Below are 26215 nucleotides of genomic sequence, written 5' to 3'. Positions count from 1 at the left end.
ATCCCTTCTTTATCATGAAACTCATCCTTTAAGGGAGGTGAACACAGATGGCAGAAGAAAAACAAAACGAAGAGCTAAACGAACAAGAGGAACTGAACGAGACAGAAGCGGAGACAGCCGAAGCTGAACAAACGGCTGCTGAAGCTGATGCCCCGGCAGAAGAAACTCAAACAGAAATGCTTGAAAAACAACTAAAAGAACTTCAAGAACGTCTTGAAGAAAAAGAAAATAAACTTTTACGTGTTCAGGCGGACTTTGAAAACTACAAAAGACGCGCACGCCTTGATCTCGAGGCTGCTGAAAAGTACCGCTCCCAGCGCATCATCAGCGATTTGCTGCCGGCGCTTGACAACTTTGAGCGCGCACTTCAGATCGATCCTGACAATGAGCAGACGAAAAGCCTGCTTCAAGGAATGGAAATGGTGCACCGTCAAATTTTGGAGGCTCTTAAAAATGAAGGAGTTGAACAGATTCCATCAGTCGGAGAGCAATTTGACCCGAACATGCACCAAGCTGTTATGCAGGTTGAGGATGAAGCGTACGAATCAAACGCAGTCGTTGAGGAACTGCAAAAAGGCTATAAACTTAAGGACCGGGTGATCCGTCCTTCTATGGTAAAAGTCAATCAATAACTACATAGCAGGAGGTAAAAATCATGAGCAAAGTAATCGGAATCGACTTGGGAACAACGAACTCATGCGTTGCAGTGCTTGAAGGCGGAGAGCCGAAAGTCATCCCAAATCCAGAAGGAGCCCGCACGACTCCTTCAGTTGTCGCATTTAAAAACGGAGAACGCCAGGTGGGTGAAGTGGCGAAACGCCAGTCCATCACGAACCCGAACACGATCATGTCGATCAAGCGCCACATGGGCACTGACTATACAGTTGAAATTGAAGGCAAAAAGTACACGCCGCAAGAAGTGTCTGCCATCATCCTTCAGCATTTGAAATCATATGCTGAAAGCTATTTGGGCGAAACCGTGTCTAAAGCCGTGATCACAGTTCCTGCATACTTCAACGATGCAGAGCGTCAAGCGACTAAAGATGCCGGTAAAATCGCCGGACTTGAAGTTGAGCGGATCATCAACGAGCCGACTGCAGCTGCGCTTGCCTACGGTCTGGATAAAACGGAAGAAGATCAGACGATCCTCGTCTACGACCTTGGCGGCGGTACATTCGACGTTTCCATCCTTGAATTGGGAGACGGCGTATTCGAAGTTCGCTCTACAGCGGGTGACAACCGCCTTGGAGGAGACGACTTTGACCAAGTGATCATCGATCATCTCGTCTCAGAATTCAAAAAAGAAAACGGCATCGACCTTTCTAAAGACAAAATGGCGCTTCAGCGCTTAAAAGATGCTGCTGAGAAAGCGAAAAAAGACCTTTCCGGCGTATCTTCTACGCAAATTTCCCTGCCGTTTATCACAGCGGGTGAAGCAGGTCCGCTGCACCTTGAATTGACACTGACCCGCGCGAAGTTTGAAGAGCTGTCTTCACACTTGGTAGAGCGCACAATGGGTCCTGTACGCCAGGCTCTTCAAGATGCGGGACTTTCTGCAAGCGAAATCGACAAAGTCATCCTTGTCGGCGGATCAACACGTATTCCTGCCGTTCAGGAAGCGATCAAAAAAGAAACTGGAAAAGAAGCGCATAAAGGCGTCAACCCTGACGAAGTCGTAGCCCTTGGTGCAGCAATTCAAGGCGGCGTCATCACAGGCGATGTCAAAGATGTTGTCCTTCTGGACGTAACTCCGCTGTCACTTGGTATCGAAACGATGGGCGGCGTGTTCACGAAGCTGATTGAGCGCAACACGACAATCCCGACAAGCAAGTCCCAAGTGTTCTCAACAGCGGCCGACAACCAAACAGCGGTTGACATCCACGTGCTCCAAGGTGAGCGCCCAATGGCTGCCGACAACAAAACGCTCGGACGCTTCCAGCTTACAGATATCCCGCCGGCTCCTCGCGGCGTACCGCAAATCGAAGTGTCATTTGACATTGATAAAAACGGTATCGTCAACGTCAGCGCGAAAGATCTGGGCACTGGCAAAGAGCAAAACATCACGATCAAATCTTCTTCAGGCCTTTCTGACGACGAGATCGAGCGTATGGTGAAAGAGGCTGAAGAAAACGCCGAAGCAGATGCGAAGAAAAAAGAAGAAATCGAGCTTCGCAACGAAGCGGACCAGCTTGTCTTCACAACTGAAAAAACGCTGAAAGATCTTGAAGGCAAAGCCGATGAAGCACAGGTGAAAAAAGCGAATGAAGCAAAAGACGCGCTAAAAGCTGCGATCGAGAAAAATGACCTTGATGAAATCAAGGCGAAAAAAGATGAGCTGCAAGCGATCGTTCAAGAGCTTTCAATGAAGCTTTACGAAGAAGCCGCAAAACAGGCTCAGGCTCAGCAAGACGGCGGAGCTGGCGCTAAAAAAGCCGATGATAATGTCGTGGACGCTGAATATGAAGAAGTAAACGACGACAAAGATCAAAAATAATCGAAATAAAATGTGCTGTGCTTACCCCGGTTTGCACAGCACATGACCTTACAGGCGATGAAAGTCAAAGTCAGGATCTCTTGACTTTGACTTTTTTCTTCCTAAAGGACAAAAGGAATTGAAAAAACATAATTTGAAATGATACAATCTAATTTATGTGAGAAAATCGGGAGTGTGAAGAGATGAGTAAGCGTGATTACTATGAGGTGCTTGGGGTAGGTAAGAGCGCTTCTAAAGATGAGATTAAAAAAGCTTACCGCAAGCTTTCTAAAAAATATCACCCGGACATCAACAAAGAAGCCGGAGCGGCTGAAAAATTCAAAGAAGTCAAAGAAGCCTATGAAACACTTTCTGATGACCAAAAACGGGCCCATTACGACCAGTTCGGCCACACCGACCCAAATCAAGGATTCGGAGGCGGAGGTTTCGGCGGAGGCGACTTCGGCGGCTTTGGGTTTGACGATATTTTCTCAAGCATTTTCGGAGGCGGCGCAAGGCGGAGAGACCCGAATGCCCCGAGGCAGGGTGCCGATCTGCAGTATACGATGACACTGTCATTTGAAGAGGCAGCCTTCGGAAAAGAGACGACGATCGAAATTCCGCGTGAAGAAACGTGCGAAACATGCAGCGGCTCCGGCGCAAAACCGGGAACAAAGCCGGAAACATGTTCACACTGCGGCGGATCAGGCCAGCTGAACATGGAGCAGTCAACACCGTTCGGAAAAGTTGTCAACAGAAGAGTATGTCATTACTGTAATGGAACGGGTAAGCAAATCAAGCACAAATGTTCAACTTGCGGCGGCACAGGAAAAGTGAAAAAACGCAAGAAAATCAATGTCACCATCCCGGCGGGTGTGGACGACGGCCAGCAGCTTCGAGTAGCCGGACAGGGCGAACCGGGGATCAACGGCGGTCCGTCAGGTGACTTATTCGTCGTTTTCCGCGTCCAAGAGCACGAATTTTTCGAGCGCGATGGAGACGATATTTACTGCGAAATGCCGCTGACATTTGCACAGGCTGCCCTTGGAGATGAAATCGAAGTGCCTACTCTTCACGGAAAAGTAAAATTAAAAGTGCCGGCGGGCACCCAGACGGGTACCAAGTTCCGCTTAAAAGGAAAAGGCGTTGCCAACGTGCGCGGGTACGGACAAGGCGATCAGCACATCGTTGTCCGCGTCGTGACACCGACGAATTTAACAGAAAACCAGAAAAATATTCTCCGCGAATTTGCAGAAGTGAGCGGAAATATGCCGGATGAACAGGAAATGAGTTTTTTCGATAAAGTAAAGCGCGCCTTTAAAGGCGATTAATGATTGGATGAGGAGTTGGTAGTATGAAATGGTCCGAAATCTGCATTCACACGACACATGAAGCGGTTGAGCCCATCTCGAATATTTTGCATGAAGCTGGTGCGAGTGGAGTAGTGATTGAAGATCCGCTTGATTTAATTAAAGAGCGTGAGAATGTATACGGAGAAATCTACCAGCTCGATCCCAATGATTATCCTGATGAAGGAGTCATCATCAAAGCGTATCTTCCGATCAACAGCTTTTTGGGGGAGACCGTAGAAGGAATCAAAGAAACGATCAATAATCTGCTGCTGTATGATATTGACCTTGGACGCAACAAAATCACCATCAGCGAGGTTAACGAAGAAGAATGGGCGACAGCATGGAAAAAATATTATCATCCCGTGAAAATTTCCGAGAAGTTTACGATTGTTCCGACTTGGGAAGAGTACACACCGGTTCATACGGATGAACTCATCATCGAGATGGACCCGGGAATGGCGTTTGGAACAGGCACCCACCCGACAACCGTCCTTTGCATACAGGCGCTTGAAAGGTATGTGAAAGAAGGGGATTCGGTCGTGGACGTCGGAACGGGAACCGGCATTTTGAGCATTGCTTCAGCCATGCTTCGCGCCAAACAGGTTGAAGGATATGATCTCGATCCTGTAGCCGTTGAAAGCGCCCGCTTGAACTCCAAGCTCAATAAAGTCAGCGATCATATCGAGATTAAGCAAAATAATCTGCTTGACGGCGTCGAAGGCGAAAAAGACATCATCGTCGCCAATATCCTGGCCGAGGTCATCTTGCGCTTTACGGATCAAGCATACAGCCTGTTGAAAGACGGCGGCTATTTCATCACTTCGGGGATCATCCAGCAGAAAAAACAGGAAGTCAAAGATGCACTGGTGAAAGAAGGCTTTACGATCGTTGAGGTTCTTTCAATGGAGGACTGGGTCAGCATCATCGCTAAAAAATAATCGTTAGTAGGTGTGACAAGCGTATGCAACGATATTTTATCGAACAATCAAAACAAGAGGTCACAGCCGCACCCGCATTCTCGATCAAAGGCGAAGACGTTCATCACATTGCGACTGTGATGAGGATGTCTCCCGGAGATGAGGTCATTTGCTGTGCAAAAGACGGCCATGAAGCGAAATGCCGGATCGAGTCCGTCACTAAAGAAGAGGTTTTATTGAGCGTTATCGAATGGACGGGGGAAACACGCGAACTGCCCGTCCAGATCCATATTGCAAACGGCCTTCCAAAAGGAGATAAGCTGGAATGGATCATTCAAAAAGGGACAGAGCTCGGTGCAAGCTCGTTTATTCCTTTTCAGGCATCGCGCTCCGTTGTTAAACTTGATGAAAAAAAGGCAAAGAAAAAACGGGAAAGGTGGGCGAAAATCGCCAAGGAAGCGGCAGAACAGTCCCACAGAAACGCGATTCCCGATGTGGCGCCGGTTCACACGTTTCAACGTTTGCTTGAGAGCCTTGAGGACTTCGATAAATGTGTCGTTGCATACGAAGAGTCATCAAAGCAAGGCGAGACGAGCCGGTTTCAATCCGTGCTCAAAAGCCTTTCTGAAGGATCATCCGTACTCATGGTGTTTGGTCCTGAAGGCGGATTTACAGAAGAGGAAATTGAGGCGCTAAAAGAAAAAGGTGCCCTCGCCTGCGGGCTCGGTCCGCGGATCTTAAGGGCGGAAACAGCTCCGCTGTACGCGTTGGCGGCAGTTTCTTATCATACAGAGTTATTAAGAGGTGAATAACAATGGCAACCGTTGCATTTCATACACTTGGCTGCAAGGTCAACCATTATGAAACAGAAGCAATCTGGCAGCTTTTTAAAGAAGCCGGCTACGAAAGAAAAGAATTTGAAAGTTCGGCGGACGTATACGTCATTAATACATGCACCGTCACAAATACGGGTGATAAAAAGAGCCGCCAGGTGATCAGACGGGCGATCCGCCAAAATCCTGACGCCGTCATTTGCGTGACAGGGTGCTACGCCCAGACTTCCCCGGCGGAAATCATGGCGATCCCGGGCGTTGATATCGTCGTCGGTACACAAGACCGCGAAAAAATGCTCGGCTATATTAAGCAGTACCAGGAAGAAAGACAGCCGATTAACGGCGTCAGCAATATTATGAAAGCGAGAGTGTTTGAGGAGCTTGATGTTCCTGCATTTACCGACAGAACGCGTGCTTCTTTGAAAATTCAAGAAGGCTGCAACAATTTCTGCACATTCTGCATCATTCCGTGGGCGCGCGGCCTGCTTCGTTCCCGCGACCCTGAGGAAGTCATCCGCCAGGCGCAGCAGCTCGTTGATGCCGGCTATAAAGAAATCGTTTTGACCGGTATCCATACCGGCGGTTATGGAGAAGATATGAAAGACTACAACTTTGCGCAGCTGTTGAAAGAATTGGACAGCCGTGTGAAAGGTCTGAAAAGAATCCGTATCTCTTCAATCGAAGCGAGCCAAATTACAGACGAAGTCATCGAAGTGCTTGACCGCTCAGACAAGATCGTCAGACACCTTCACATCCCGCTTCAATCCGGCTCAAACAGCGTTTTAAAGCGGATGAGAAGAAAGTATACGATGGAGTTTTTCGCCGACCGGCTGACAAAACTCAAAAAAGCTCTTCCGGGGCTTGCAGTCACCTCTGATGTGATTGTCGGCTTCCCGGGTGAAACGGAAGAAGAATTCATGGAGACGTATAACTTTATCAAAGAACACAAGTTTTCCGAGCTCCACGTCTTCCCGTACAGCAAACGGACCGGAACCCCTGCAGCACGCATGGACGGCCAGGTTGACGAAAACGTGAAAAACGAAAGGGTTCATAAACTGATCGCTCTTTCAGACCAGCTTGCGAAAGAATATGCATCAGACTATGAAGGCGACGTTCTGGAGATCATTCCGGAAGAGCCGTTCACGGAAACGGGCGAAGGCAACCTGCTTGTCGGCTACACGGACAACTATATGAAAGTCGTTTTCGAAGGTTCAGAAGACCTGATCGGCCAGCTTGTTAAAGTGAAGATCTTAAAAGCCGGCTATCCGTACAACAAAGGACAGTTCGTCCGCGTCGCGGAAGACGACGTCCGCGAAAACATCCGCTTATCGTCATAAATCATCAATTCAGCCGGTTCACAAAAAAGGTGTTCCGGCTTTTTTTGCGAATATCTTAAGCAAACAACCACCTAAAAAGGAGTCAGGATGATGACAAAACAAATTGCGCGAATGATCGATCACACTGCATTGAAGCCAGATACCGTCAAATCCGAAATCGAAGCGCTTTGCAAAGAAGCGCGTGTTTACGGTTTTGCCTCCGTTTGTGTCAACCCTTGCTGGGTGAAGCTTTGCGCCGAGCTTCTTAAAGAGTCAGAGGTGAAAGTATGTACAGTTATCGGCTTTCCTTTAGGTGCAGCGTCTCCGGAAACAAAAGCCTTTGAAACCAGGCAGGCAATTGCAGACGGTGCCGGTGAAGTTGATATGGTGATCAACATCGGTGCACTAAAAGACCGCGATACGGGAACAGTGGAACATGACATCAGGGCGGTGACAGACGCGGCCGACGGCAAAGCTCTTGTAAAAGTCATCATAGAGACGTCGCTTTTGACGGATGAAGAAAAAAGGCTGGCTTGTGAACTGGCCGTAAAAGCAGGCGCCGACTTTGTCAAAACATCGACCGGTTTTTCCGGCGGCGGTGCGACAGTCCGGGATATAAAACTGATGCGGGAAGCTGTCGGACCTGATATCGGCGTTAAAGCTTCAGGTGGCGTCCGCGATAAGGAAAGCGCACTTGCCATGATTGAAGCCGGAGCGACGAGAATCGGAGCGAGCGCCGGCGTGTCGATTGTCAAAGGGTTAACAGCGGATGAAGACTACTAATCAAACAAAAACCAGGCGTTTATCGGGCCTGGTTTTTGTTTGGAATGAGAAACATGATCAGCGAATGAAACAGATTTGAGAGCGGCAAAAACAATAGGGACGTGACGACGTTGAACAGCAGGCTGAAATGGGCAATCTGCTGGGCGGGGCTTTCGGACAGTCCGGAGATAAAGCCTGTGATTGATGAGAGCAGAGGGTATACAGCTGCTACACCAATGACATTAAACAGAACATGGGCATAAGCTGTTTGCCTGGCTGCAGCTCCGCCTTTGAAGGATGCCATCACGGCCGTAATGCATGTCCCGATGTTGGAGCCAAGAACAACGCTCATCGCTTCGGTCAATCCGACGACACCTTGATCCATAAAGCTCATCAGGATGCCGACACACGCCGAACTGGAATGAATCATCGCGGTCAAAACGGTGCCGATGAACAAAGCGTAAAGCGATGAATCTTCGGCAAGCTGCACGATATAAGCGCCCGAGTCTAGCTGTGACAACGGCACGGCAAGCCGGCTGAAACCGCTGATACAGAAAAAAATAACCCCCAAGCCGATCATGCTTACGCCGACTTGCCGAAAAGGGGATTTTCCGGCAATGAAAAGAGCTGCACCTGCGGCCAAAAGGGCAAAAATCAAAAATTCCAGCTTCACCGCCAAAAATTCCGTTGTGAAAGTGGACCCGATGTTTGTCCCTAAAATGAGCGGAATCGAACGTTTAAATGAAAGAGCGCCTACTGAGACAAACCCTATGACGATCACCATAAATGCCGAGCTGCTTTGCAAAATCCCCGTAAATATAATACTGACCAAAAAAGCTTTCACCGGATGATCCGTGAAAAACAGCAGCCGCTTTTCGATTTTTTCAAATGTCAGTGAAATCAGGCCTTTTCTCAGCATGCTCATGCCTTTGAGAAAAAGAACGATCAATAATACGAACAAGATCAAGATCATCATCAGTTTTTCGAACAGCCTCCTTTATAAATATATACAGACAAGCTGCCGAAATCATGACTGAACAATAAAACGATTCTCCTTGGTTGACCTTACCGGAGGCTTATATTATAATGTCAAAGTACATGTTTATATGTATGTCTTTTTTTAAAGCAGTCGATTGGTGTATTCGGAGGGAGGGAAAGAGAATGTCAAAAACGGTCGTTAGAAAAAACGAATCGCTTGAAGATGCTCTTCGTCGCTTCAAACGCAGTGTATCAAAGACAGGTACTTTGCAGGAAGCAAGAAAGCGTGAATTTTATGAAAAACCTAGCGTAAGACGCAAGAAAAAGTCTGAAGCTGCAAGAAAGCGCAAATACTAAAAGAGGGTGGATTTATGAGTCTTCTTGAGCGGCTGAATCAAGATATGAAGCTCTATATGAAAAACCGTGAGAAAGACAAACTGACTGTCATTCGCATGGTCAAAGCTTCGCTTCAAAACGAAGCAATCAAGCTTAAGAAAGACAGGCTGACCGATGATGAAGAACTGACTGTTCTTTCTCGTGAATTAAAACAGCGTAAAGACTCCCTCCATGAATTTTCAAACGCTAATCGTTCAGATTTAGTAGATAAAGTTCAAAAAGAGTTAGACATTCTGGAAGCTTATATGCCTGAACAGCTGACGGAAGAAGAGCTGCTCGACATCGTCAACGAGACGATCGCCGAAGTCGGGGCTTCTTCAAAAGCGGATATGGGCAAAGTGATGAGCGCTGTCATGCCGAAAGTCAAAGGCAAGGCGGACGGCGGTCTCGTCAATAAGCTTGTCAGCAAACAACTGTCTTGAGAAAAAGACGCCTTTTAAGCAATTAAAGGCGTCTTTTTTTGTGCGTGTTCATACAATAGAAAAGTAGTAGAAAGATGAAACCTTTGCTACATGTATAACGTATGTAATGTTAATGATAATAGGGGAAGGAGGCCTCATCCATCATTGCTGCTGAAAAAATTTAGAATTTTTGTTGCTCTGGCCTGCGGTTTTGTTTTATTCTTATTACTAGGCGTTCATTTGACCGTGAAAGCGGATGGAGATACAGTGTATGTCATTCCGATCGAAGAAACCGTTGAAAAAGGGCTTTCAAAATTTCTTGAGCGCTCATTTCAAGAAGCGGAAGATATGAATGCCAAACATATCATACTCGATATCAATACCCCCGGCGGAGCGGTCGACGCAGTCCTTGACATGGCTGATACGATACATAACTCCGACATTCCGGTGACCGCTTATGTGAATAGAAGGGCTCTGTCCGCAGGCGCTTACCTCGCCTTGAATGCAGACGATATTTATATGGCGCCCGGCGGAAAAATGGGAGCTGCCGCGATCATTGACACGCAGGGAAATGCCGCTGACAAAAAGTCGGAATCGCTGTGGCTGGCTGAAATGGAAGACGCAGCCAAAAAAAACGGACGTGATCCGAAATACGCTCTCGCGATGGCCGATGCAGACGTCGATGCTAAAGAAGTAGGGGCGCCAAAGGGCGAGCTGCTCACATTAAGCCCTGACAAAGCGCTGAAAGTCGGCTATTCCGAAGGCACAGTTTCGAGCCTTGATGATCTTTTGAAAAAGCTGAATTTGAAGGATGCCAAAATCGAGCGTGCCGAGGTAAGCTTTGCCGAAAAGGTGGCCAGGTTTATCACGCATCCGGTCGTGATTCCGATTCTTCTTTCAATCGGAAGCCTCGGGCTGATTGTGGAGCTTTATTCTCCTGGTTTTGGGATCCCCGGCTTTATGGGACTCACCGCATTGCTGCTCTTTTTCTACGGTCATCTCGTCGCCGGGCTTGCCGGAATGGAAACGATCCTTCTGTTTGCAGCAGGCATTATTTTAATCATTTTAGAGATTTTTCTGCCGGGCGGAATAGCAGGGATTGCCGGCCTGATCGCAATTGTTGCGAGCCTCTTTTTAGCTTCGGGAAGCTTTAAGGTCATGGCCGTCTCCATTTTGATTGCAACTGCTGTTTCGATAGCGGCATCCATTCTATTGACAAGGGTGTTGGGTAAGCGTATGAAATTTTTTAAAAAATTGATCTTAACCGACTCGACAAGCACAGAAAGCGGATACGTGTCAAATGAAAGCCGGCGCGATTTAATTGGCAAAATCGGCGTCACGTATACACCGCTCAGACCGTCCGGAACGGTCATCATCGACGATGAACGGCTTGATGTTGTATCTGAAGGCTCGTTCACCGCAAAGGATAAGAAAGTGAAAGTGGTTAAAGTGGAAGGCTCACGCATTGTTGTGAGAGAATTATAAATTACATTTTTAGGAGGAATATAATGGATCCGTCAACACTGTTTCTTTTACTTATTATCGCAGCCGGAATCATCCTACTAGCTGTCTTCTTTACATTCGTCCCGGTCATGCTGTGGATCTCGGCTTTGGCCGCTGGTGTTAAAATCAGCATTTTCACACTGATCGGAATGAGGCTCCGCCGCGTCATTCCAAACCGCGTGGTGAACCCGCTCATCAAAGCGCACAAAGCGGGACTTGATGTTGCCATCAATCAGCTGGAAAGCCACTATCTTGCAGGGGGTAATGTTGACCGGGTCGTCAACGCGCTTATCGCTGCCCAACGTGCAAACATTGAACTTACATTCGCCAGATGTGCGGCCATCGATTTAGCGGGCCGTGACGTGCTTGAAGCCGTTCAAATGAGCGTTAATCCGAAAGTCATCGAAACGCCGTTTATTGCCGGTGTAGCAATGGATGGTATCGAAGTGAAAGCAAAAGCGAGAATCACGGTTCGCGCTAACATCGACCGCCTTGTCGGGGGAGCGGGCGAAGAAACGATCATTGCCCGTGTCGGCGAAGGGATCGTTTCGACAATCGGTTCTTCCGATAATCATAAAAAAGTGCTTGAAAACCCAGATATGATTTCACAAACCGTATTGAGCAAAGGGTTGGATTCAGGTACAGCGTTTGAAATTCTATCGATCGATATCGCTGACGTTGACATCGGCAAAAACATCGGAGCGATTCTGCAAACCGACCAGGCTGAAGCCGATAAAAACATCGCCCAGGCGAAAGCGGAAGAGCGCCGCGCCATGGCGGTTGCGCAAGAACAGGAAATGCGCGCCCGCGTCGAAGAAATGCGCGCCAAAGTCGTCGAAGCCGAAGCCGAAGTGCCGCTTGCAATGTCTGAAGCTCTCCGCAGCGGAAAAATCGGCGTCATGGACTACCTCAATATGAAAAACATCGACGCCGACACTGACATGCGCGATTCTTTCGGAAAGATGACGAAAGACCAAAATGAAGAGGATCATAAATAAACAAGCCCCTGTAAAAAGGAGGGAGCTCATTGCTTGATATCCTGTTCGACAATCCGATTATCATGGCGGCCATCATCGCAGCCATTTCCTTCATATTCAACAAGCTCGGAAAAAACGATGAAAATGAAGAAGCGAAGCGAAAACCGGCGCCTGAACAGCAGAGGACGCAGACGCCGAAGCCGAAACAGACGGCGCAGCACCGTCCTGCAAAAAATAAAAACCAGCGGCCGGCAGCGGCAGCTGCAAACAGCGCAGATATGGAAGCAGAGCTCCGCAGAATCAAAGAAGATGCCGAGCGTTCCATGCCGGCCGTTGAACGGACCATTAAAAAGCAGAGCAGCCGGGTGATCAACCGGAAGCAAGAGCTGCTCGACATGAATAAAAAAACAATAGTTCAAGGCATTGTCCTCAGTGAAGTATTCGGCCCTCCGCGGTCGAGAAAGCCGCATTACACAATGAGGCGCCGGCCTAAAATTTAAGTATTAGAACCCCCTTCTCACTCATACATATGAGATGAAAGGGGGTTCTTTTTTTATGGCGCAAAGAAAAAACCGCATCAAAGCGTGGCTGACAAGAACACTGGAAATTCCCCCTGATGTCATGATGGATCTTCCGAGAATTACGATGATAGGAAGACTTCACATATATATTGAAAACCACAGAGGGCTTTTGCTTTTCAGCGATACGGAAGTAAGGCTGATGCTCAAACAGGGGCAGTGCATCATTCAAGGCAAAGACTTTGTCATCAAAACGATTTTGCCTGAGGAAATTCTGCTTGAAGGCACGATTGAGCTTGTCCGCTATATCGATTCATAAGTCGGGGGGAAAGAAGCGTGAAGAATAAATGGCTTTCTTTTTTTTCAGGAAAGATCCAGCTTAAGATAACGGGAAAAGGGATCGAACGGTTATTAAATGAATGCACCAGGCGCAACATCCCGATGTTTAATGTAAAGAAAAAGAAAGACGCCGTCTTTCTTTATATTCCGCTTTCTGATGTACATGCCTTCCGGAAGGTCATCAGAGGCTTCGACTGCAAGTGCAGGTTCATCAAACGAAAAGGGTTTCCTTTCCTCGTGCAGAAGTCTAAACGGAATAGCGGCTTCACTTTTGGAGTTGCTGCATTTTTTATCATCATGTTCCTATTGTCCAACATGCTTTGGAAAATTGATATTACAGGAGCCAATCCAGAGACAGAACATCAAATCAGACAGCAATTGGATCAAATCGGCGTCAAAAAAGGCCGCTTTCAGTTTTCAATGCTGACCCCGGAAAAAATTCAGCAGGCGCTCACAAAGCGGGTCGAAAACATCACTTGGGTGGGCATTGAGTTAAACGGTACCGCCCTTCACATGAAAGTCGTTGAAAAGAATGAACCTGACAAAGAAAAATATATCGGTCCGAGGCACATCGTCGCCAAAAAAGGGGCGACCATCTCGAAAATGTTCGTGGAAAAAGGCGAGCCGCTCGTCACGGTGAACCAGCACGTTGAAAAAGGGCAAATGCTCGTTTCCGGGCTGATCGGAAGCGAAGAGGAAAAGCAAAAAGTCGGAGCAAAAGGGAAAATCTATGGTGAAACCTGGTACAAGTCAACAGTAACGGTTCCTCTTGAGACATCATTTGACGTTTTTACGGGTAAAGTAAGGACAAGTCACAAGCTATCCCTCGGATCATTTTCCGTGCCGATCTGGGGCTTTTCATTTAAAAAAGAAGACTTCTCGCGCCCGAAGACGGAGACCGAAAAACACTCGCTGCATTTTATGAATTTTAAGCTTCCTGTCGCTTATGAAAAGGAGCATATGAGGGAGAGCGAACAAATCAAAAGGGTGTACTCGAAAAAAGAAGCAGTTCTTGAAGGAATCGAAATGGGAAAAAGAGACATCAGGAAAAAAATCGGCAGAGACGGGAACATTATCAGTGAAAAAGTTTTGCACGAAACGAGCGAGAATGGTAAAGTTAAATTGATCATCCTTTACCAGGTTATTGAAAACATTGTTCAAACAACACCAATTGTTCAGGAGACTAAAGAATGACAGAACACTTACTTGCGATTCATCAGCAACTGGAAAGTCCGAATGAGGCTCAAGCGCTGTTTGGGAACCAGGATTCCCATTTGAAGTTGATGGAGGAAGAGCTGAACATTTCAATTGTCACGCGCGGAGAAACCGTGTATGTGACAGGAGATGAAGAAACGTTTGAAATCGCGGACAGCCTGCTTGCCTCTCTCCTAAATCTGATCCGCAAAGGAATCGAGATATCCGAACGCGATGTCTTGTATGCGATCAAGATGGCGAAAAAGCAGAAGCTTGAGTTTTTTGAAAGCATGTATGAAGAGGAAATTACGAAAAACGCCAAAGGAAAACCGATCAGAGTCAAAACCATCGGTCAAAGAGAATACATCGCCGCCATGAAAAGGCACGACTTAATCTTCGGCATCGGCCCAGCAGGAACGGGGAAAACCTATTTGGCTGTCGTAAAGGCCGTTCATGAACTGAAAAACGGACGCATCAAAAAGATCATTTTGACAAGACCAGCTGTTGAAGCAGGGGAAAGCCTCGGATTTTTACCGGGGGATTTAAAGGAGAAAGTCGACCCTTATTTAAGGCCGCTGTACGATGCGCTCCATGATGTGCTCGGAACGGACCATACGGCACGGCTGCTTGAAAGAGGAACGATTGAAATCGCGCCGCTTGCTTACATGAGGGGGCGGACGCTTGACGACGCATTTGTGATTTTGGATGAAGCGCAGAATACGACACCGGCACAAATGAAAATGTTTTTGACGAGATTGGGTTTTGGATCTAAAATGGTCATTACAGGCGACATTACGCAAATCGATTTGCCAAAGGGCGTCACATCAGGGCTTGCCGTTGCAAAAAAGATGCTCCTTGATATCGAGGGCATTTCAATTGTTGAACTGGATCAGACGGACGTGGTCAGACACCCGCTTGTCGCCCGTATTATTGAAGCATACGAAAAGTCAAAATAACTCCGAATGGCCCGATCGCCCGTTATCGGGTCATTTTTTAGTTTCCCGCGGGAAAAGAGGTGCTTTTGTTGAAAAAGAAAAAAAGAGGCGGAAAGTTTCGGCTTATCCGCTTGAATAACGGGGGCTTCCTTCCCGTCATTCTTTATGCGGCTTTATCCGCGCTGATGTTCATCCTGCTGTTTTTCCATGTGAGGCCGGAGTCCCTCGACCTCGATTTATTTTCGATCAGCGAGAATACGATCTATGCGCCGGCGACAGTTGAAGACCAAAAGGCAACGGCTAATAAAAAGCAGGAAGCGAGAGAGGAAGTTCCCGACCAGTACACTTTGAAAAAAGAGTACTCTGACAACAGGGTCGACCTTGTCTCATCGATTTTCGACATCATTAAAGAAGTGAAAAAAGAAAGCGCAGAAAAAGAGAAAAAAGACAAGCAGGCCCCATCTGAAAAAGACCAGATCAAATCTGTTGAAGAAAAGCTGACTTCCGATGTGACGGACTCGCTGTCACAGGATTCAGTCAAACACCTGCTGAGGGCCAGCGACGGAGAGCTTTCCATGACGCAGGATTCGGTCATCACCGCCGTCAATGACGTGATGAGCAAAGAAATCCGCGCAGGAAAGCTCGATGAAGCGAAAGAACATGTAACGAAAGAACTGAAGGGCAATTCGATACCTTCAAAATTAAAAAACGCCGCTGATGAAATCGGACGCTTTGCGATCATTCCCAATTACGTATACGATCCTGACAAGACGGAGCAGAAGCGTCAAGAAGCGGCTGACAGCGTACAGCAGGTACAGATCAAGCAGGGGCAGATACTCGTTGAGGAAAATCAGCTGATCGACAGGGAAGTCTATCGAAAGCTCGAATTGACAGGGCTCTTGAGCGGAGCCAACATCTTCAAACCTGTCGGCGGACTGCTGCTTTTAATCGCGCTTTTCATCTCAGCTTTGGTTTACTATTTCGAAAAGCAATACAGCAGCCGGATTCCGAAAAACAAGTCGCTCATGCTGTTTTCGTTGATCACAGGGATCGTTTTAATCGTCATGGAAGTGATCAGCCTGTTTCAGCAGCTTGAAATCGGCCATATCGGCTATCTCGTGCCGATTGCGATGGGCGTGATGCTCATTAAACTGCTGATCAATGAAAGGCTGGCGATCCTGTCGAGCATGATTCTTTCCATTTGCGGAAGCATGATGTTTAACCAGGGTGTGACAGGCACGTTCAACTATGGAATCGGAACGTATTTCTTAATCAGCTCGATGGCGGGTATACTGTTTTTAGGGAAGCATAACGCGAGGGCGAAAATTCTCCAGGCCGGTTTATTTGTCTCTCTGATCAACATCGTTGTTCTGTTTACCCTGCAGCTGATTCAAAACACGGCGCAAACCGGGCTTGAGATGGGTACATATCTTGTCATGGGGGCGGTGTCCGGCATCGGATCGTCAGTTCTTGTTCTCGGACTCATGCCGTTTTTTGAAAGCGGATTTGGCATCCTGTCCACGATGAAGCTTCTCGAGCTTTCAAATCCGAATCATCCGCTGCTCCGCAAAATTCTGACGGAAACACCGGGCACATACCATCACAGCGTTATGGTCGCGAACTTATCTGAGGCGGCATGCGAAGCGGTCGGAGCAAACGGGCTGCTGGCAAGGGTCGGCGCCTATTACCATGATGTCGGCAAGACAAAGCGGCCCCAATATTTTATAGAAAACCAAATGAATATTGATAACCCGCATGACAAGCTTTCTCCGCAGCTGAGCAAAAACATTATCATTGCCCATGTGACGGACGGCGCCGATATGCTGAGGGATCATAAAATGCCGAAGGAGCTTGTCGACATAGCCGAACAGCATCACGGCACATCGCTGCTCAAGTTTTTTTACTATAAGGCGAAAGAAAAAGGCGATAAGACGACTGAAGAAGAGTTCCGCTATCCCGGTCCGAAGCCCCAGACAAAAGAGGCGGCGATCATCTCGGTGGCCGACAGCGTCGAAGCGGCCGTCCGCTCAATGCATAACCCTAATCCCGAAAGGATTGAAAAGCTGGTGCGCGGGATCATAGCGGATAAGCTGCAGGACGGGCAGTTTGACGAATGCGATTTGACTTTAAAAGAGCTCAATACTATCGCGAAGACGCTCTGCGAAACGCTGAAAGGCATTTTTCATTCCCGGATAGAATATCCGGAAGCTAATCCTAAACAGAAGGTGAAACATACATGAGTTTAATTCTAGATATCACAGACGAGACCGGACGCGTCCCTGAAGACCGGCTTGCTGAAATTGAAAAGCTTCTTCAATTCGCAGCGGCGGAGGAAGGCGTCGCAGACGGCGCCGAAGTCTCGGTTACGATCGTCAACAATGAAGAGATACAAAAAATCAACAAAGAGTACAGAGGCAAAGATTACCCGACTGACGTCATTTCATTTGCCCTCGAAGAAGACGGCGAAGGAGAGGTTGAAATTATCGGCGCTGATATGCCGCCCGTTCTCGGAGATATCATCATCAGCGTCGATAAAGCCCGGGAACAGGCCGAAGAATACGGACATTCACTGATGAGGGAGCTGGGTTTTCTGACGGTTCACGGCTTTTTGCACCTCCTCGGCTATGACCATATGACAGAGGAAGAAGAAAAAGAGATGTTCACTAAGCAAAAGGAAATTTTGAATCGATATGGGCTCTCAAGATCCTCATAAACAAAACGAATGGCGCCGTCTGAAAATGAGTTTTTCAAACGCCTTTACAGGAATTATCAAGACGTTCATATCAGAGCGCAATTTTAGAATTCACTGCGGAGCCGCCATCCTCGTGATCGCCTGCGGCTTTTTCTTCAGGCTGACGCTGATCGAATGGACCGTCATCTTGATCCTGATCGGCGGAATGCTCGCCTTGGAGCTGATGAATACGGCTGTTGAGCATACGGTCGACCTCTTCACAAAAGAGAACCACCCGCTTGCAAAAGCTGCAAAGGACGCGGCAGCCGGGGCGGTTTGCGTGTTTGCAGCCGTTTCGTGTATGATTGGGTTACTTATCTTTTTGTCAAAATTGTTTTGATGCCCGCCCTTCGTCGTGCGCTATTCTTACAAAAATTTTACATTTGCGATTTGGGCGTGAAAAAGAAGCCATTTTTATGTAAAATAAAAGTGTTAGCGGTACCATCACTGCTATAGGAAGGAATACACACATTGACTAAACAAGAATTGATTGCAGAAGCTTTAAAAGCAAGGGAATTTGCATATGTTCCGTATTCGAAATTCAAAGTCGGCGCTGCACTTTTAACCGAAGACGGCAAGGTGTACAAAGGCTGCAACATTGAAAATGCTGCATACAGCCTGTGCAACTGCGCCGAGCGGACAGCGCTGTTCAAGGCTTATTCAGAAGGGGAAAAATCCTTTAAGATGCTTGCCGTTGCTGCGGATACGCCGGGTCCGGTGTCGCCGTGCGGCGCCTGCAGACAGGTGATTTCCGAACTTTGTTCGCCAAACATGCCTGTCATCTTAACCAATCTGAATGGCCAAGTCAAAGAAATGACGGTTCAAGAATTACTGCCAGGAGCATTTTCATCGGAGGACTTACATGACACAGGAAAGCTTTAAATCAGGATTTGTCTCGATTATCGGACGACCAAACGTAGGAAAATCTACTTTTTTGAATCGCGTAATCGGCCAAAAAATCGCCATCATGAGCGACAAACCGCAAACAACAAGAAACAAAGTGCAAGGTGTGCTGACAACCGATACATCCCAGACGATTTTTATCGATACGCCCGGCATTCATAAACCGAAGCATAAATTGGGCGATTTTATGATGAAGGTGGCGCACAACACTTTAAAGGAAGTCGACTTGATCTTGTTCATGATCAATGCGGAGGAAGGCTACGGAAAAGGCGACGAATTTATCATTGAGCGATTAAAAGGAGTCAAGACGCCGGTATTTTTGATCGTCAACAAAATTGACCGGATTCATCCGGATGAGCTTCTTGTGCTGATCGATGAGTACAGAACCAGGTATCCGTTTCAGGAAATCGTTCCGATCTCCGCCCTTGAGGGAAATAATATCGATACGCTTTTAAAGCAAATTGAGGATTATTTGCCGGAAGGTCCGCAGTTTTACCCGAGTGACCAGGTGACCGATCATCCGGAGCGATTTATCATTTCTGAGCTGATTCGGGAAAAAGTGCTGCATCTGACAAGGGAAGAGATCCCTCACAGCATTGCGGTCTCGATCGAGTCCATTCAAGAACGGGAAAACGGTTCTGTGTATGTGAGCGCGACCATCGTCGTCGAGCGAGATTCGCAAAAAGGGATCGTCATCGGAAAAAGAGGCAGCCTGCTTAAAGAAATCGGCAAGCGGGCAAGAACCGATATCGAGGCGCTGCTCGGGTCATCGGTGTTTTTAGAGCTGTGGGTTAAAGTGCAGAAAGACTGGCGCAACAAGATGTCTCAGCTTCGTGATTTTGGATTTAGAGAAGACGAGTATTAACGGACAGAACTTGACCGCGGTTTAATCGTGACAATATCTCTCGAAATCAAAGATATATTAGAAAAAATTGTTTAACATGAAATGGAGGATACAAGGTCAAGATAATCTTAAGAACTTGGATGTTTAAATAGCTAGTTATAAACAGAAAGGTGGGGCTTTTTATGTTGAATTTTACTTGGAATGTATTTTCACAAACAGGAAGCGTTGACACGTACCTCCTTTTTAAAGAATTGGAAAAGGAGAACCTGGAAAGACCCGAAGTACTTGAAGAAGAGCTAGCGCAAATTGACTTTCCAATTTTGTGATCATGCTTGACCCCTCCAATTTTTGGATGGTGCACATATGCTGACGAAATGTGAAGGTATCGTCCTTCGTACAAACGACTATGGTGAAACAAATAAGATCATTACGCTATTGACGAGAGAACACGGGAAAATCGGTGTGCTGGCAAGGGGCGCCAAAAAGCCGAACAGCCGCTTGTCAGCGATTTCCCAGCCGTTCCTTTATGCATCTTTTTTATTCCGCAAATCATCCGGCCTCGGCACATTGGAGCAGGGCGAGATGATCGAAAGCATGAGGAATATCCGCGAGGATCTGTTTTTAACAGCTTACGCGGCCTACATCGCTGAATTAATCGACAAGGGAACGGAGGAAAAGAAACCGAATCCGTTTTTATTTGAGCTGCTGCTTCAGTCAATGAGGAGGCTGAATGACGGTACAGATCCCGACATTATCGCCAACCTCATCGAAGTCAAAATGCTCAGCGTGATGGGGCTGTATCCGGAGCTGGATGAATGTGTGCACTGCAAAAGCAAAGACGGCACATTTCATTTTTCGATCCGCGACAACGGCTTTATCTGCCACCGCTGTTTTGCGAAAGATCCATACAGGATACCGCTGTCTCCCGCATCCGCCAGGCTGTTGAGACTGTTTTTTTATTTTGACCTGTCAAGGCTCGGAAATGTCTCGGTCAAACAGGAGACGAAGGATGAGCTGAAAAGGGTTATTCAGACGTACTATGACGAGTACTCAGGGATCTACCTGAAATCGCGGCGCTTCATGGAACAAATGGACAATATGAAAAAGATGCTGGGCGATGAAAACAAAAGTTGACAACCTCTTCATCTTTTTATAAGATCATGACATGAAGATTGGATTCAATAATGATGTTGCGTTGACGGAAAGAAGTAATTGCGCACAGCCTCATTGAAGCGACTCCGGGGCGGTGAAAGCCGGGGATGAGAGCGCAATGAAAGGCATTCCCTGAGCAACTTTTAAAAAAGAGGCTGAGACATTTCCTCTCAGCAATTAGGGTGGAACCGCGGGAGAACTCTCGTCCCTATGTTTGTGGGTAAACAAGCATAGGGACGGGAGTTTTTTTCTGCCCAAACCAGCCCTATGCCAAAAATTAAACTTGAAAACACGTTTTGTGGAGGTGCTTCATTTGAATATTCAAGAAATGATTCTGACCCTGCAAAAGCATTGGTCCAATGAAGGATGCGTACTTTTGCAGTCGTATGATGTAGAGAAGGGTGCAGGCACGATGAGCCCATATACATTTTTGCGGAGCCTTGGGCCTGAGCCTTGGAAAGTCGCTTATGTGGAGCCGTCAAGGCGCCCTGCGGACGGAAGATACGGTGACAACCCGAACAGGCTTTATCAGCACCATCAATTTCAGGTGATCATTAAGCCGTCTCCAGACAACATTCAAGAGCTTTATTTAGATTCATTAAAAGCCCTTGGAATCGACCCTCTGGAGCATGATATCCGCTTTGTCGAGGATAACTGGGAAAATCCGTCGCTCGGCTGCGCCGGGCTTGGCTGGGAAGTATGGCTTGACGGCATGGAAATTACCCAGTTCACCTATTTTCAGCAGGTCGGCGGGCTTGAGTGCAAACCGGTTTCCGTGGAAATCACATACGGTATCGAACGCCTTGCTTCTTATATCCAAGATAAAGAAAACGTCTTTGATCTTGAATGGACGAACGGCTATACGATAAAAGACCTGTTCAAGATGGCTGAATACGAGCATTCCGTCTATACGTTTGAGACATCTGACGTCGACATGCTGTTCGAATTGTTTGCAACGTACGAAAAAGAAGCAAATCGCCAGATGGATCAGGGACTTGTCCATCCTGCATATGATTATGTTTTGAAATGCTCGCATACGTTCAACTTGCTTGACGCAAAAGGGGCGATTTCCGTCACGGAGCGCACAGGATATATCGCAAGGGTGAGAAACCTGGCCAGAAAAGTGGCGAAAACGTATTATGATGAACGCGAAAAGTTGGGTTTCCCAATGCTGAAGGAGGAAGAGGCTTCACATGAGTAATCAAGATTTGCTTTTAGAAATCGGATTAGAAGAAATGCCGGCGCGCTTCATGCATGACAGCATGACTCAGCTGGGTGAGAAGCTGGAAAGCTGGCTCAAGGAAAAAAATATTGCCTTCGGTTCCGTCAAGCTGTATAACTCCCCTAGAAGACTGGCCGTTCTTGTCGAGAACGTGGCGGAGAAGCAGGATGATGTGAAAGAAGAAGCGAAAGGACCGGCAAAGAAAATCGCCCTTGACGAAAACGGCGAATGGACAAAGGCGGCCATCGGCTTTTCACGGGGGCAAGGAGCAAGTCCGGAAGATTTGTATTTTAAAGACATCAAAGGAACGGAATATGTATTTGTGCAAAAATTCCAAAAAGGCCAGGATACGTTTTCATTGCTTCCTGAGCTCCGCGATTTGGTGACAAGCCTCCACTTTCCGAAAAACATGCGCTGGGGCAGCGAAGATTTAAAATATATCAGGCCGATTAAATGGATCGTCGCGCTGTTCGGAAGTGAAGTCGTTCCGTTTTCAGTCGCTCATGTCGAAACCGGACGCACAACGCAGGGACACCGCTTCCTCGGAAAAGCAGCCGACTTGAGCGCACCTTCTGAATACGAAGCGACACTGGAAAGCCAGTTTGTGATTGCCGATTCGGCCAAACGGAAGCAGCTGATCGTTAAGCAGCTTGACGAACTGGCTGCTGAGAAGTCCTGGGACATTCCGAGAGACGAGGATCTGCTGGATGAGGTCAACCATCTGGTTGAATATCCAACGGTACTGTTCGGTTCTTACGAAGAGGAATTTCTCGCAATTCCTGAAGAGGTGCTCGTGACAACAATGAAAGAGCATCAGCGTTATTTCCCTGTCAAAGATGAAAACGGCAGCTTGCTTCCTTACTTTGTGACCGTCCGCAACGGAGACAGCCGCGCCCTTGAAAACGTGGCGAGAGGGAATGAAAAAGTGCTGAGAGCAAGGCTTTCAGACGCTTCCTTCTTCTATAAAGAAGATCAAAAATTAAACATTGACGAGAATGTGAGAAAGCTCGAAAAGATCGTTTTCCATGAAGAACTGGGGTCGCTCGGAGATAAAGTGAGACGCACTGAGGCGCTTGCTGAACGGATCGCTGAAGTCATCGGTGCCGATCAAGAGACGGTGCAGCTGATCAAGCGCGCTGCGCACATTTCAAAATTCGACCTTGTGACACACATGGTTTACGAATTTCCTGAGCTGCAGGGCATCATGGGTGAAAAATATGCGCGGATGCTCGGTGAGAAAGAAGAAGTTGCGCTCGCAGTCAATGAGCACTATATGCCGAGACAAGCCGGAGGACAAACGCCTTCATCAATCGCCGGCGCCGTCGTCGCATTGGCGGACAAACTCGATACGGTCGCTTCATTCTTCAAAATCGGCGTCATTCCGACAGGATCTCAGGATCCGTATGGACTGAGAAGACAGGCGAGCGGCATCGTCCAAATCCTGCTTGACCGGAACTGGGGCATTTCATTCAAAGAACTGGCTGCGTTTGCCGGACAGGAAGCAAACAGCGAACTGCTCGAATTCTTTAAACAGCGCCTCAAATATGTATTAACAGCGGAAAACATCCGATACGACGTCGTGGATGCCGTGCTCGAAAGCACGAACCTTGAGCCGTATTCGGCTGTCAAAAAAGCCGCCGTCCTTGAATCGGCTGCAGCCAAACCGGAATTTAAAGAAACGGCTGAAGCGCTGGCAAGGGTTATTTCGATCAGCAAAAAGAGCGAAACGAGCGCCATTGACGCTTCACTGTTTGAAAACCCTCAAGAAGAGGAGCTTTTCAAAGCTTATGAGGCGTGCAGGCAGCAAATAGAGACCCTTTACCAAGCAAAAGATTATGAGGGCGCCTTCAGTGAGCTGTCCAAGCTGAAAGAGCCGATTGAAGCGTATTTTGATCATACGATGGTACATGCCGAAGATGAAAGATTAAAAGCAAACCGCCTGGCGCAAATGGCAAGCTTGGCGGAGCTGATCCGATCTTTTGCAAACATCAATGCCATCATTGTAAAATAAACACCGCAGAAGACGGTTGCTGACAGGCTGGCAATCGTCTTTTTGCTCAAATCGATTTTTCACATCCTTGTCAAATACCGCCTGTCTTTTTCATAGAATTCAATTGTAATTGCTGTTATTTTAGTCTTCATATGCGTTATAATATGTTATCGACTTTTATACATAACGAACGAATTGTGAGCTTCGGCTTAAAGGTGGTGAGTACGATCGAACTAAATAAACGTCAGGAGCATATTTTGCAGATTGTCAAAGAGAACGGGCCGATTACCGGAGAACATATCGCGGAAAAGCTGAATCTGACGAGGGCTACCCTTCGTCCGGATTTGGCAATATTGACGATGTCGGGATTTTTGGAAGCAAGGCCGCGGGTCGGTTATTTCTACACGGGAAAGACGGGCACGCAGCTCTTGGCTGATAAGCTGAAAAAACTGCAGGTGAAAGACTTCCAGTCCATTCCGGTGGTCATTCATGAAAATGTCTCCGTTTATGATGCGATTTGCACGATGTTTTTAGAGGACGTAGGAACGCTTTTTGTCGTTGATGATAATGCCATCTTAGTCGGTGTACTTTCACGAAAAGACTTGCTCAGAGCCAGCATCGGCAAACAGGAGCTCCCTTCAATACCCGTCCATATCATTATGACGAGAATGCCGAACATTACGCTTTGCAGGCGCGACGATTTCATTTTGGACATTGCCAAGATGCTCATCGAAAAACAAATTGACGCACTGCCTGTTGTAAAAGATACAGAAAAAGGCTATGAAGTTGTGGGAAGAATTACGAAAACGAACATGACAAAAATTTTAGTCGGCTTATCTGAAAATGAAATCATGTAGAGTGAACTTCAAATGGAGGGATATCATGAGTAATCGGACGATTTATGTTGTATCAGACTCTGTCGGCGAGACCGCTGAGCTCGTAGTCAAAGCGGCTATCAGCCAGTTTAACGGTTCATCCGAGCAGACAAATATCAGGCGGATTCCTTATGTCGAAGACCGCGGAACAATAAAAGAAGTGATCTCGCTGGCAGAAGCGGACGGCGGCATCATCTGTTTTACGCTTGTTGTCCCGGAGATTCGTGAATTTTTAATCGCCGAAGCCGAAAAGGCGAATGTCGTGTATTACGATATCATCGGCCCGCTGATTGAGAAAATGGAGTCGGTCTACGGCTTCAGTGCGAAATATGAGCCGGGCAGAGTCCGACAGCTGGACGAAGATTATTTTAAGAAGGTAGAGGCCATCGAATTTGCGGTTAAATATGACGACGGCAGAGATCCAAGGGGCATCTTAAAAGCGGATATCGTGCTGATCGGCGTGTCGAGAACGTCCAAAACTCCGTTATCCCAATACTTGGCGCATAAACGGTTAAAAGTGGCAAACGTTCCGATCGTTCCCGAGGTGGACCCTCCCGAAGAGCTCTTTACCGTTGATCCGGCTAAATGCATCGGGTTAAAAATCAGCCCGGATAAACTGAACCATATCCGCAAGGAGCGCCTGAAATCGCTCGGCCTCAACGACAAAGCCATTTACGCTAATATCAACCGCATCAAAGAAGAGCTTGAATTCTTTGAAAAGATCGTCGGCCGCATTGGCTGCAATGTCGTAGACGTATCAAATAAAGCGGTGGAGGAAACGGCCAACATTATTCACAACATGATGACAAAAAGGGTCTAAGAATAAAACTCAGGACACCCCATCCTGGGTTTTTGCTTTGATGGTTTTGGGAAAAGTGAAAATGATAGCATCTTTAACCCATTTGTATTATAATAAAAAATTGTGATAAAATAATTAACTTTTAGGTTTAAGCTTAGTACAGAACGAATAAACTATTATGGGTATCGTGTCAAGAATTTCCCGAAAAAAACTTTCGACAAATTCTTATAGATCGATTAATTTTGAAACCTGTGTGATTTTGCCTGTATTTATAGCAGGAGATTGATGGAGGGATGGAGAATTAGTCTTCTTGAAAAAGAAAGGACGATTTTTGTCGATGCAGACGCATGCCCGGTGAAAGATGAAGTGCTCAAAACAGCGGCGGATTTCGACGTAAAGGTGGTATTCGTGGCTTCATTCGAGCATTTTCAAATCACAAGGAAAGAAGAAGAGAATTGGACATATGTCGATCCGCACAAAGAAGCAGCGGATCTGTACATTGCCAACCATGTTCGACCTGGTGATGTCGTCGTCACACAAGATATCGGGCTGGCATCGCTTTTGCTTGGCAAAAAGGTCTATGTGATGTCGGAGAGAGGCTATCTTTTCGAAGAGAACTCCATCGATCATGCTCTTTTCCGCCGTCACGTCGCACAAAAATTGAGAAGAAGCGGACGTTACACGAAAGGCCCGAAAAAACTGGTCAAGGAAGACCGGGAGCGATTTGTCAAAGAGCTGCAAAAAATCTTGTCGAAAATTGAAGGATTTACGTACTAAGCAGCGAATTATGTACGACGGAGTGTTG

The 26215-nt window shown here is 47.1% G+C and carries 28 protein-coding genes; 27 read left to right on the top strand and 1 reads right to left on the bottom strand.

Annotation, left to right across the window (positions count from 1 at the left end):
• The first annotated feature begins 47 nt into the window (after nucleotides 1-47).
• The 7 genes from grpE (at nucleotide 48) to deoC (ending at nucleotide 7674) form a co-directional block, all read left to right on the top strand.
• A complete protein-coding gene (grpE, locus tag H7F26_RS19920; RefSeq protein ID WP_003183669.1) occupies nucleotides 48-632 on the top strand; it encodes a nucleotide exchange factor GrpE in 585 nt (194 codons plus the stop codon).
• Nucleotides 633-655: 23 nt separating this feature from the next.
• A complete protein-coding gene (dnaK, locus tag H7F26_RS19915; RefSeq protein WP_003183668.1) occupies nucleotides 656-2494 on the top strand; it encodes a molecular chaperone DnaK in 1839 nt (612 codons plus the stop codon).
• Between the two features lie 182 nt (nucleotides 2495-2676).
• Nucleotides 2677-3804, top strand: a complete 1128-nt coding sequence (gene dnaJ, locus H7F26_RS19910; RefSeq protein ID WP_003183667.1) for a molecular chaperone DnaJ — start codon at nucleotides 2677-2679, stop codon at nucleotides 3802-3804.
• A gap of 23 nt (nucleotides 3805-3827) precedes the next feature.
• Nucleotides 3828-4763 carry a 50S ribosomal protein L11 methyltransferase gene (gene prmA, locus H7F26_RS19905; protein WP_003183664.1) on the top strand — a complete coding sequence of 312 codons (936 nt, stop codon included), beginning with the start codon at nucleotides 3828-3830 and terminating at the stop codon, nucleotides 4761-4763.
• Nucleotides 4764-4786: 23 nt separating this feature from the next.
• Entirely contained in the window at nucleotides 4787-5554 is a 768-nt protein-coding gene (locus H7F26_RS19900) for a 16S rRNA (uracil(1498)-N(3))-methyltransferase (protein WP_003183662.1), read from the top strand.
• Nucleotides 5555-5556: 2 nt separating this feature from the next.
• Entirely contained in the window at nucleotides 5557-6912 is a 1356-nt protein-coding gene (mtaB, locus tag H7F26_RS19895) for a tRNA (N(6)-L-threonylcarbamoyladenosine(37)-C(2))-methylthiotransferase MtaB (protein ID WP_016885482.1), read from the top strand.
• 90 nt (nucleotides 6913-7002) lie between these two features.
• Nucleotides 7003-7674: a deoxyribose-phosphate aldolase gene (deoC, locus tag H7F26_RS19890; protein WP_011198130.1), complete on the top strand. Its 672-nt coding sequence runs from the start codon at nucleotides 7003-7005 to the stop codon at nucleotides 7672-7674.
• A 19-nt stretch (nucleotides 7675-7693) separates the two neighbouring features.
• Here deoC and H7F26_RS19885 read toward each other — a convergent pair whose 3' ends face one another.
• Complete coding sequence (locus H7F26_RS19885; protein WP_003183656.1) at nucleotides 7694-8629, bottom strand: Na/Pi symporter; 936 nt, start codon at nucleotides 8627-8629, stop codon at nucleotides 7694-7696.
• 185 nt (nucleotides 8630-8814) lie between these two features.
• Between H7F26_RS19885 and rpsU the strand changes: the two genes are divergently transcribed.
• The 20 genes from rpsU (at nucleotide 8815) to H7F26_RS19785 (ending at nucleotide 26187) form a co-directional block, all read left to right on the top strand.
• Complete coding sequence (rpsU, locus tag H7F26_RS19880; protein ID WP_003183654.1) at nucleotides 8815-8988, top strand: 30S ribosomal protein S21; 174 nt, start codon at nucleotides 8815-8817, stop codon at nucleotides 8986-8988.
• 14 nt (nucleotides 8989-9002) lie between these two features.
• Nucleotides 9003-9449: a GatB/YqeY domain-containing protein gene (locus H7F26_RS19875; RefSeq protein ID WP_003183651.1), complete on the top strand. Its 447-nt coding sequence runs from the start codon at nucleotides 9003-9005 to the stop codon at nucleotides 9447-9449.
• Between the two features lie 144 nt (nucleotides 9450-9593).
• The gene (locus H7F26_RS19870; protein WP_003183649.1) at nucleotides 9594-10913 is read left to right on the top strand and encodes an NfeD family protein; all 1320 of its coding nucleotides are present in this window, start codon (nucleotides 9594-9596) and stop codon (nucleotides 10911-10913) included.
• Between the two features lie 23 nt (nucleotides 10914-10936).
• A complete protein-coding gene (gene floA, locus H7F26_RS19865) occupies nucleotides 10937-11929 on the top strand; it encodes a flotillin-like protein FloA (RefSeq protein WP_003183647.1) in 993 nt (330 codons plus the stop codon).
• Between the two features lie 29 nt (nucleotides 11930-11958).
• Complete coding sequence (locus H7F26_RS19860) at nucleotides 11959-12408, top strand: hypothetical protein (RefSeq protein ID WP_003183645.1); 450 nt, start codon at nucleotides 11959-11961, stop codon at nucleotides 12406-12408.
• A 55-nt stretch (nucleotides 12409-12463) separates the two neighbouring features.
• Nucleotides 12464-12745, top strand: coding sequence for a sporulation protein YqfC (gene yqfC, locus H7F26_RS19855; RefSeq protein WP_003183644.1), 282 nt, complete (start codon nucleotides 12464-12466; stop codon nucleotides 12743-12745).
• Nucleotides 12746-12762: 17 nt separating this feature from the next.
• Nucleotides 12763-13959 carry a sporulation protein YqfD gene (yqfD, locus tag H7F26_RS19850; protein WP_003183642.1) on the top strand — a complete coding sequence of 399 codons (1197 nt, stop codon included), beginning with the start codon at nucleotides 12763-12765 and terminating at the stop codon, nucleotides 13957-13959.
• The gene (locus H7F26_RS19845) at nucleotides 13956-14915 is read left to right on the top strand and encodes a PhoH family protein (protein ID WP_003183639.1); all 960 of its coding nucleotides are present in this window, start codon (nucleotides 13956-13958) and stop codon (nucleotides 14913-14915) included. Before yqfD ends, H7F26_RS19845 begins: the two co-directional genes overlap by 4 nt.
• Nucleotides 14916-15079: 164 nt before the next feature.
• Nucleotides 15080-17134, top strand: a complete 2055-nt coding sequence (locus H7F26_RS19840; RefSeq protein ID WP_228767688.1) for an HD family phosphohydrolase — start codon at nucleotides 15080-15082, stop codon at nucleotides 17132-17134.
• On the top strand, nucleotides 17131-17607 hold the full coding sequence (ybeY, locus tag H7F26_RS19835; RefSeq protein WP_003183635.1) for an rRNA maturation RNase YbeY: 477 nt from the start codon (nucleotides 17131-17133) through the stop codon (nucleotides 17605-17607). Before H7F26_RS19840 ends, ybeY begins: the two co-directional genes overlap by 4 nt.
• The gene (locus H7F26_RS19830) at nucleotides 17585-17965 is read left to right on the top strand and encodes a diacylglycerol kinase family protein (RefSeq protein ID WP_003183633.1); all 381 of its coding nucleotides are present in this window, start codon (nucleotides 17585-17587) and stop codon (nucleotides 17963-17965) included. The genes ybeY and H7F26_RS19830 overlap by 23 nt, the downstream gene beginning before the upstream one ends.
• A gap of 131 nt (nucleotides 17966-18096) precedes the next feature.
• Nucleotides 18097-18507, top strand: a complete 411-nt coding sequence (locus tag H7F26_RS19825; protein ID WP_003183631.1) for a cytidine deaminase — start codon at nucleotides 18097-18099, stop codon at nucleotides 18505-18507.
• Nucleotides 18488-19393, top strand: coding sequence for a GTPase Era (gene era, locus H7F26_RS19820; RefSeq protein ID WP_009327871.1), 906 nt, complete (start codon nucleotides 18488-18490; stop codon nucleotides 19391-19393). The genes H7F26_RS19825 and era overlap by 20 nt, the downstream gene beginning before the upstream one ends.
• 161 nt (nucleotides 19394-19554) lie before the next feature.
• Complete coding sequence (locus H7F26_RS19815; RefSeq protein ID WP_003183626.1) at nucleotides 19555-19698, top strand: YqzL family protein; 144 nt, start codon at nucleotides 19555-19557, stop codon at nucleotides 19696-19698.
• A gap of 37 nt (nucleotides 19699-19735) precedes the next feature.
• Nucleotides 19736-20506 (top strand): DNA repair protein RecO, encoded by a 771-nt coding sequence (recO, locus tag H7F26_RS19810; protein ID WP_003183624.1) that lies wholly within the window; start codon nucleotides 19736-19738, stop codon nucleotides 20504-20506.
• Nucleotides 20507-20837: 331 nt separating this feature from the next.
• A complete protein-coding gene (glyQ, locus tag H7F26_RS19805) occupies nucleotides 20838-21725 on the top strand; it encodes a glycine--tRNA ligase subunit alpha (protein WP_003183621.1) in 888 nt (295 codons plus the stop codon).
• Entirely contained in the window at nucleotides 21718-23757 is a 2040-nt protein-coding gene (glyS, locus tag H7F26_RS19800) for a glycine--tRNA ligase subunit beta (RefSeq protein WP_003183618.1), read from the top strand. Before glyQ ends, glyS begins: the two co-directional genes overlap by 8 nt.
• Before the next feature lie 197 nt (nucleotides 23758-23954).
• Nucleotides 23955-24593 (top strand): transcriptional regulator CcpN, encoded by a 639-nt coding sequence (locus H7F26_RS19795; RefSeq protein ID WP_025804968.1) that lies wholly within the window; start codon nucleotides 23955-23957, stop codon nucleotides 24591-24593.
• 25 nt (nucleotides 24594-24618) lie between these two features.
• Nucleotides 24619-25431, top strand: a complete 813-nt coding sequence (locus H7F26_RS19790; RefSeq protein WP_003183615.1) for a pyruvate, water dikinase regulatory protein — start codon at nucleotides 24619-24621, stop codon at nucleotides 25429-25431.
• Nucleotides 25432-25695: 264 nt separating this feature from the next.
• Nucleotides 25696-26187, top strand: a complete 492-nt coding sequence (locus H7F26_RS19785; protein WP_003183612.1) for a YaiI/YqxD family protein — start codon at nucleotides 25696-25698, stop codon at nucleotides 26185-26187.
• Nucleotides 26188-26215: the final 28 nt, after the last annotated feature.

Origin of the sequence: Bacillus sp. PAMC28748 (genome assembly GCF_014250415.1) — a bacterium.
In the GTDB taxonomy this organism is placed as follows: Bacteria; Bacillota; Bacilli; order Bacillales; family Bacillaceae; genus Bacillus; species Bacillus licheniformis.
This window is presented reverse-complemented; position numbering and strand designations above follow the sequence as displayed.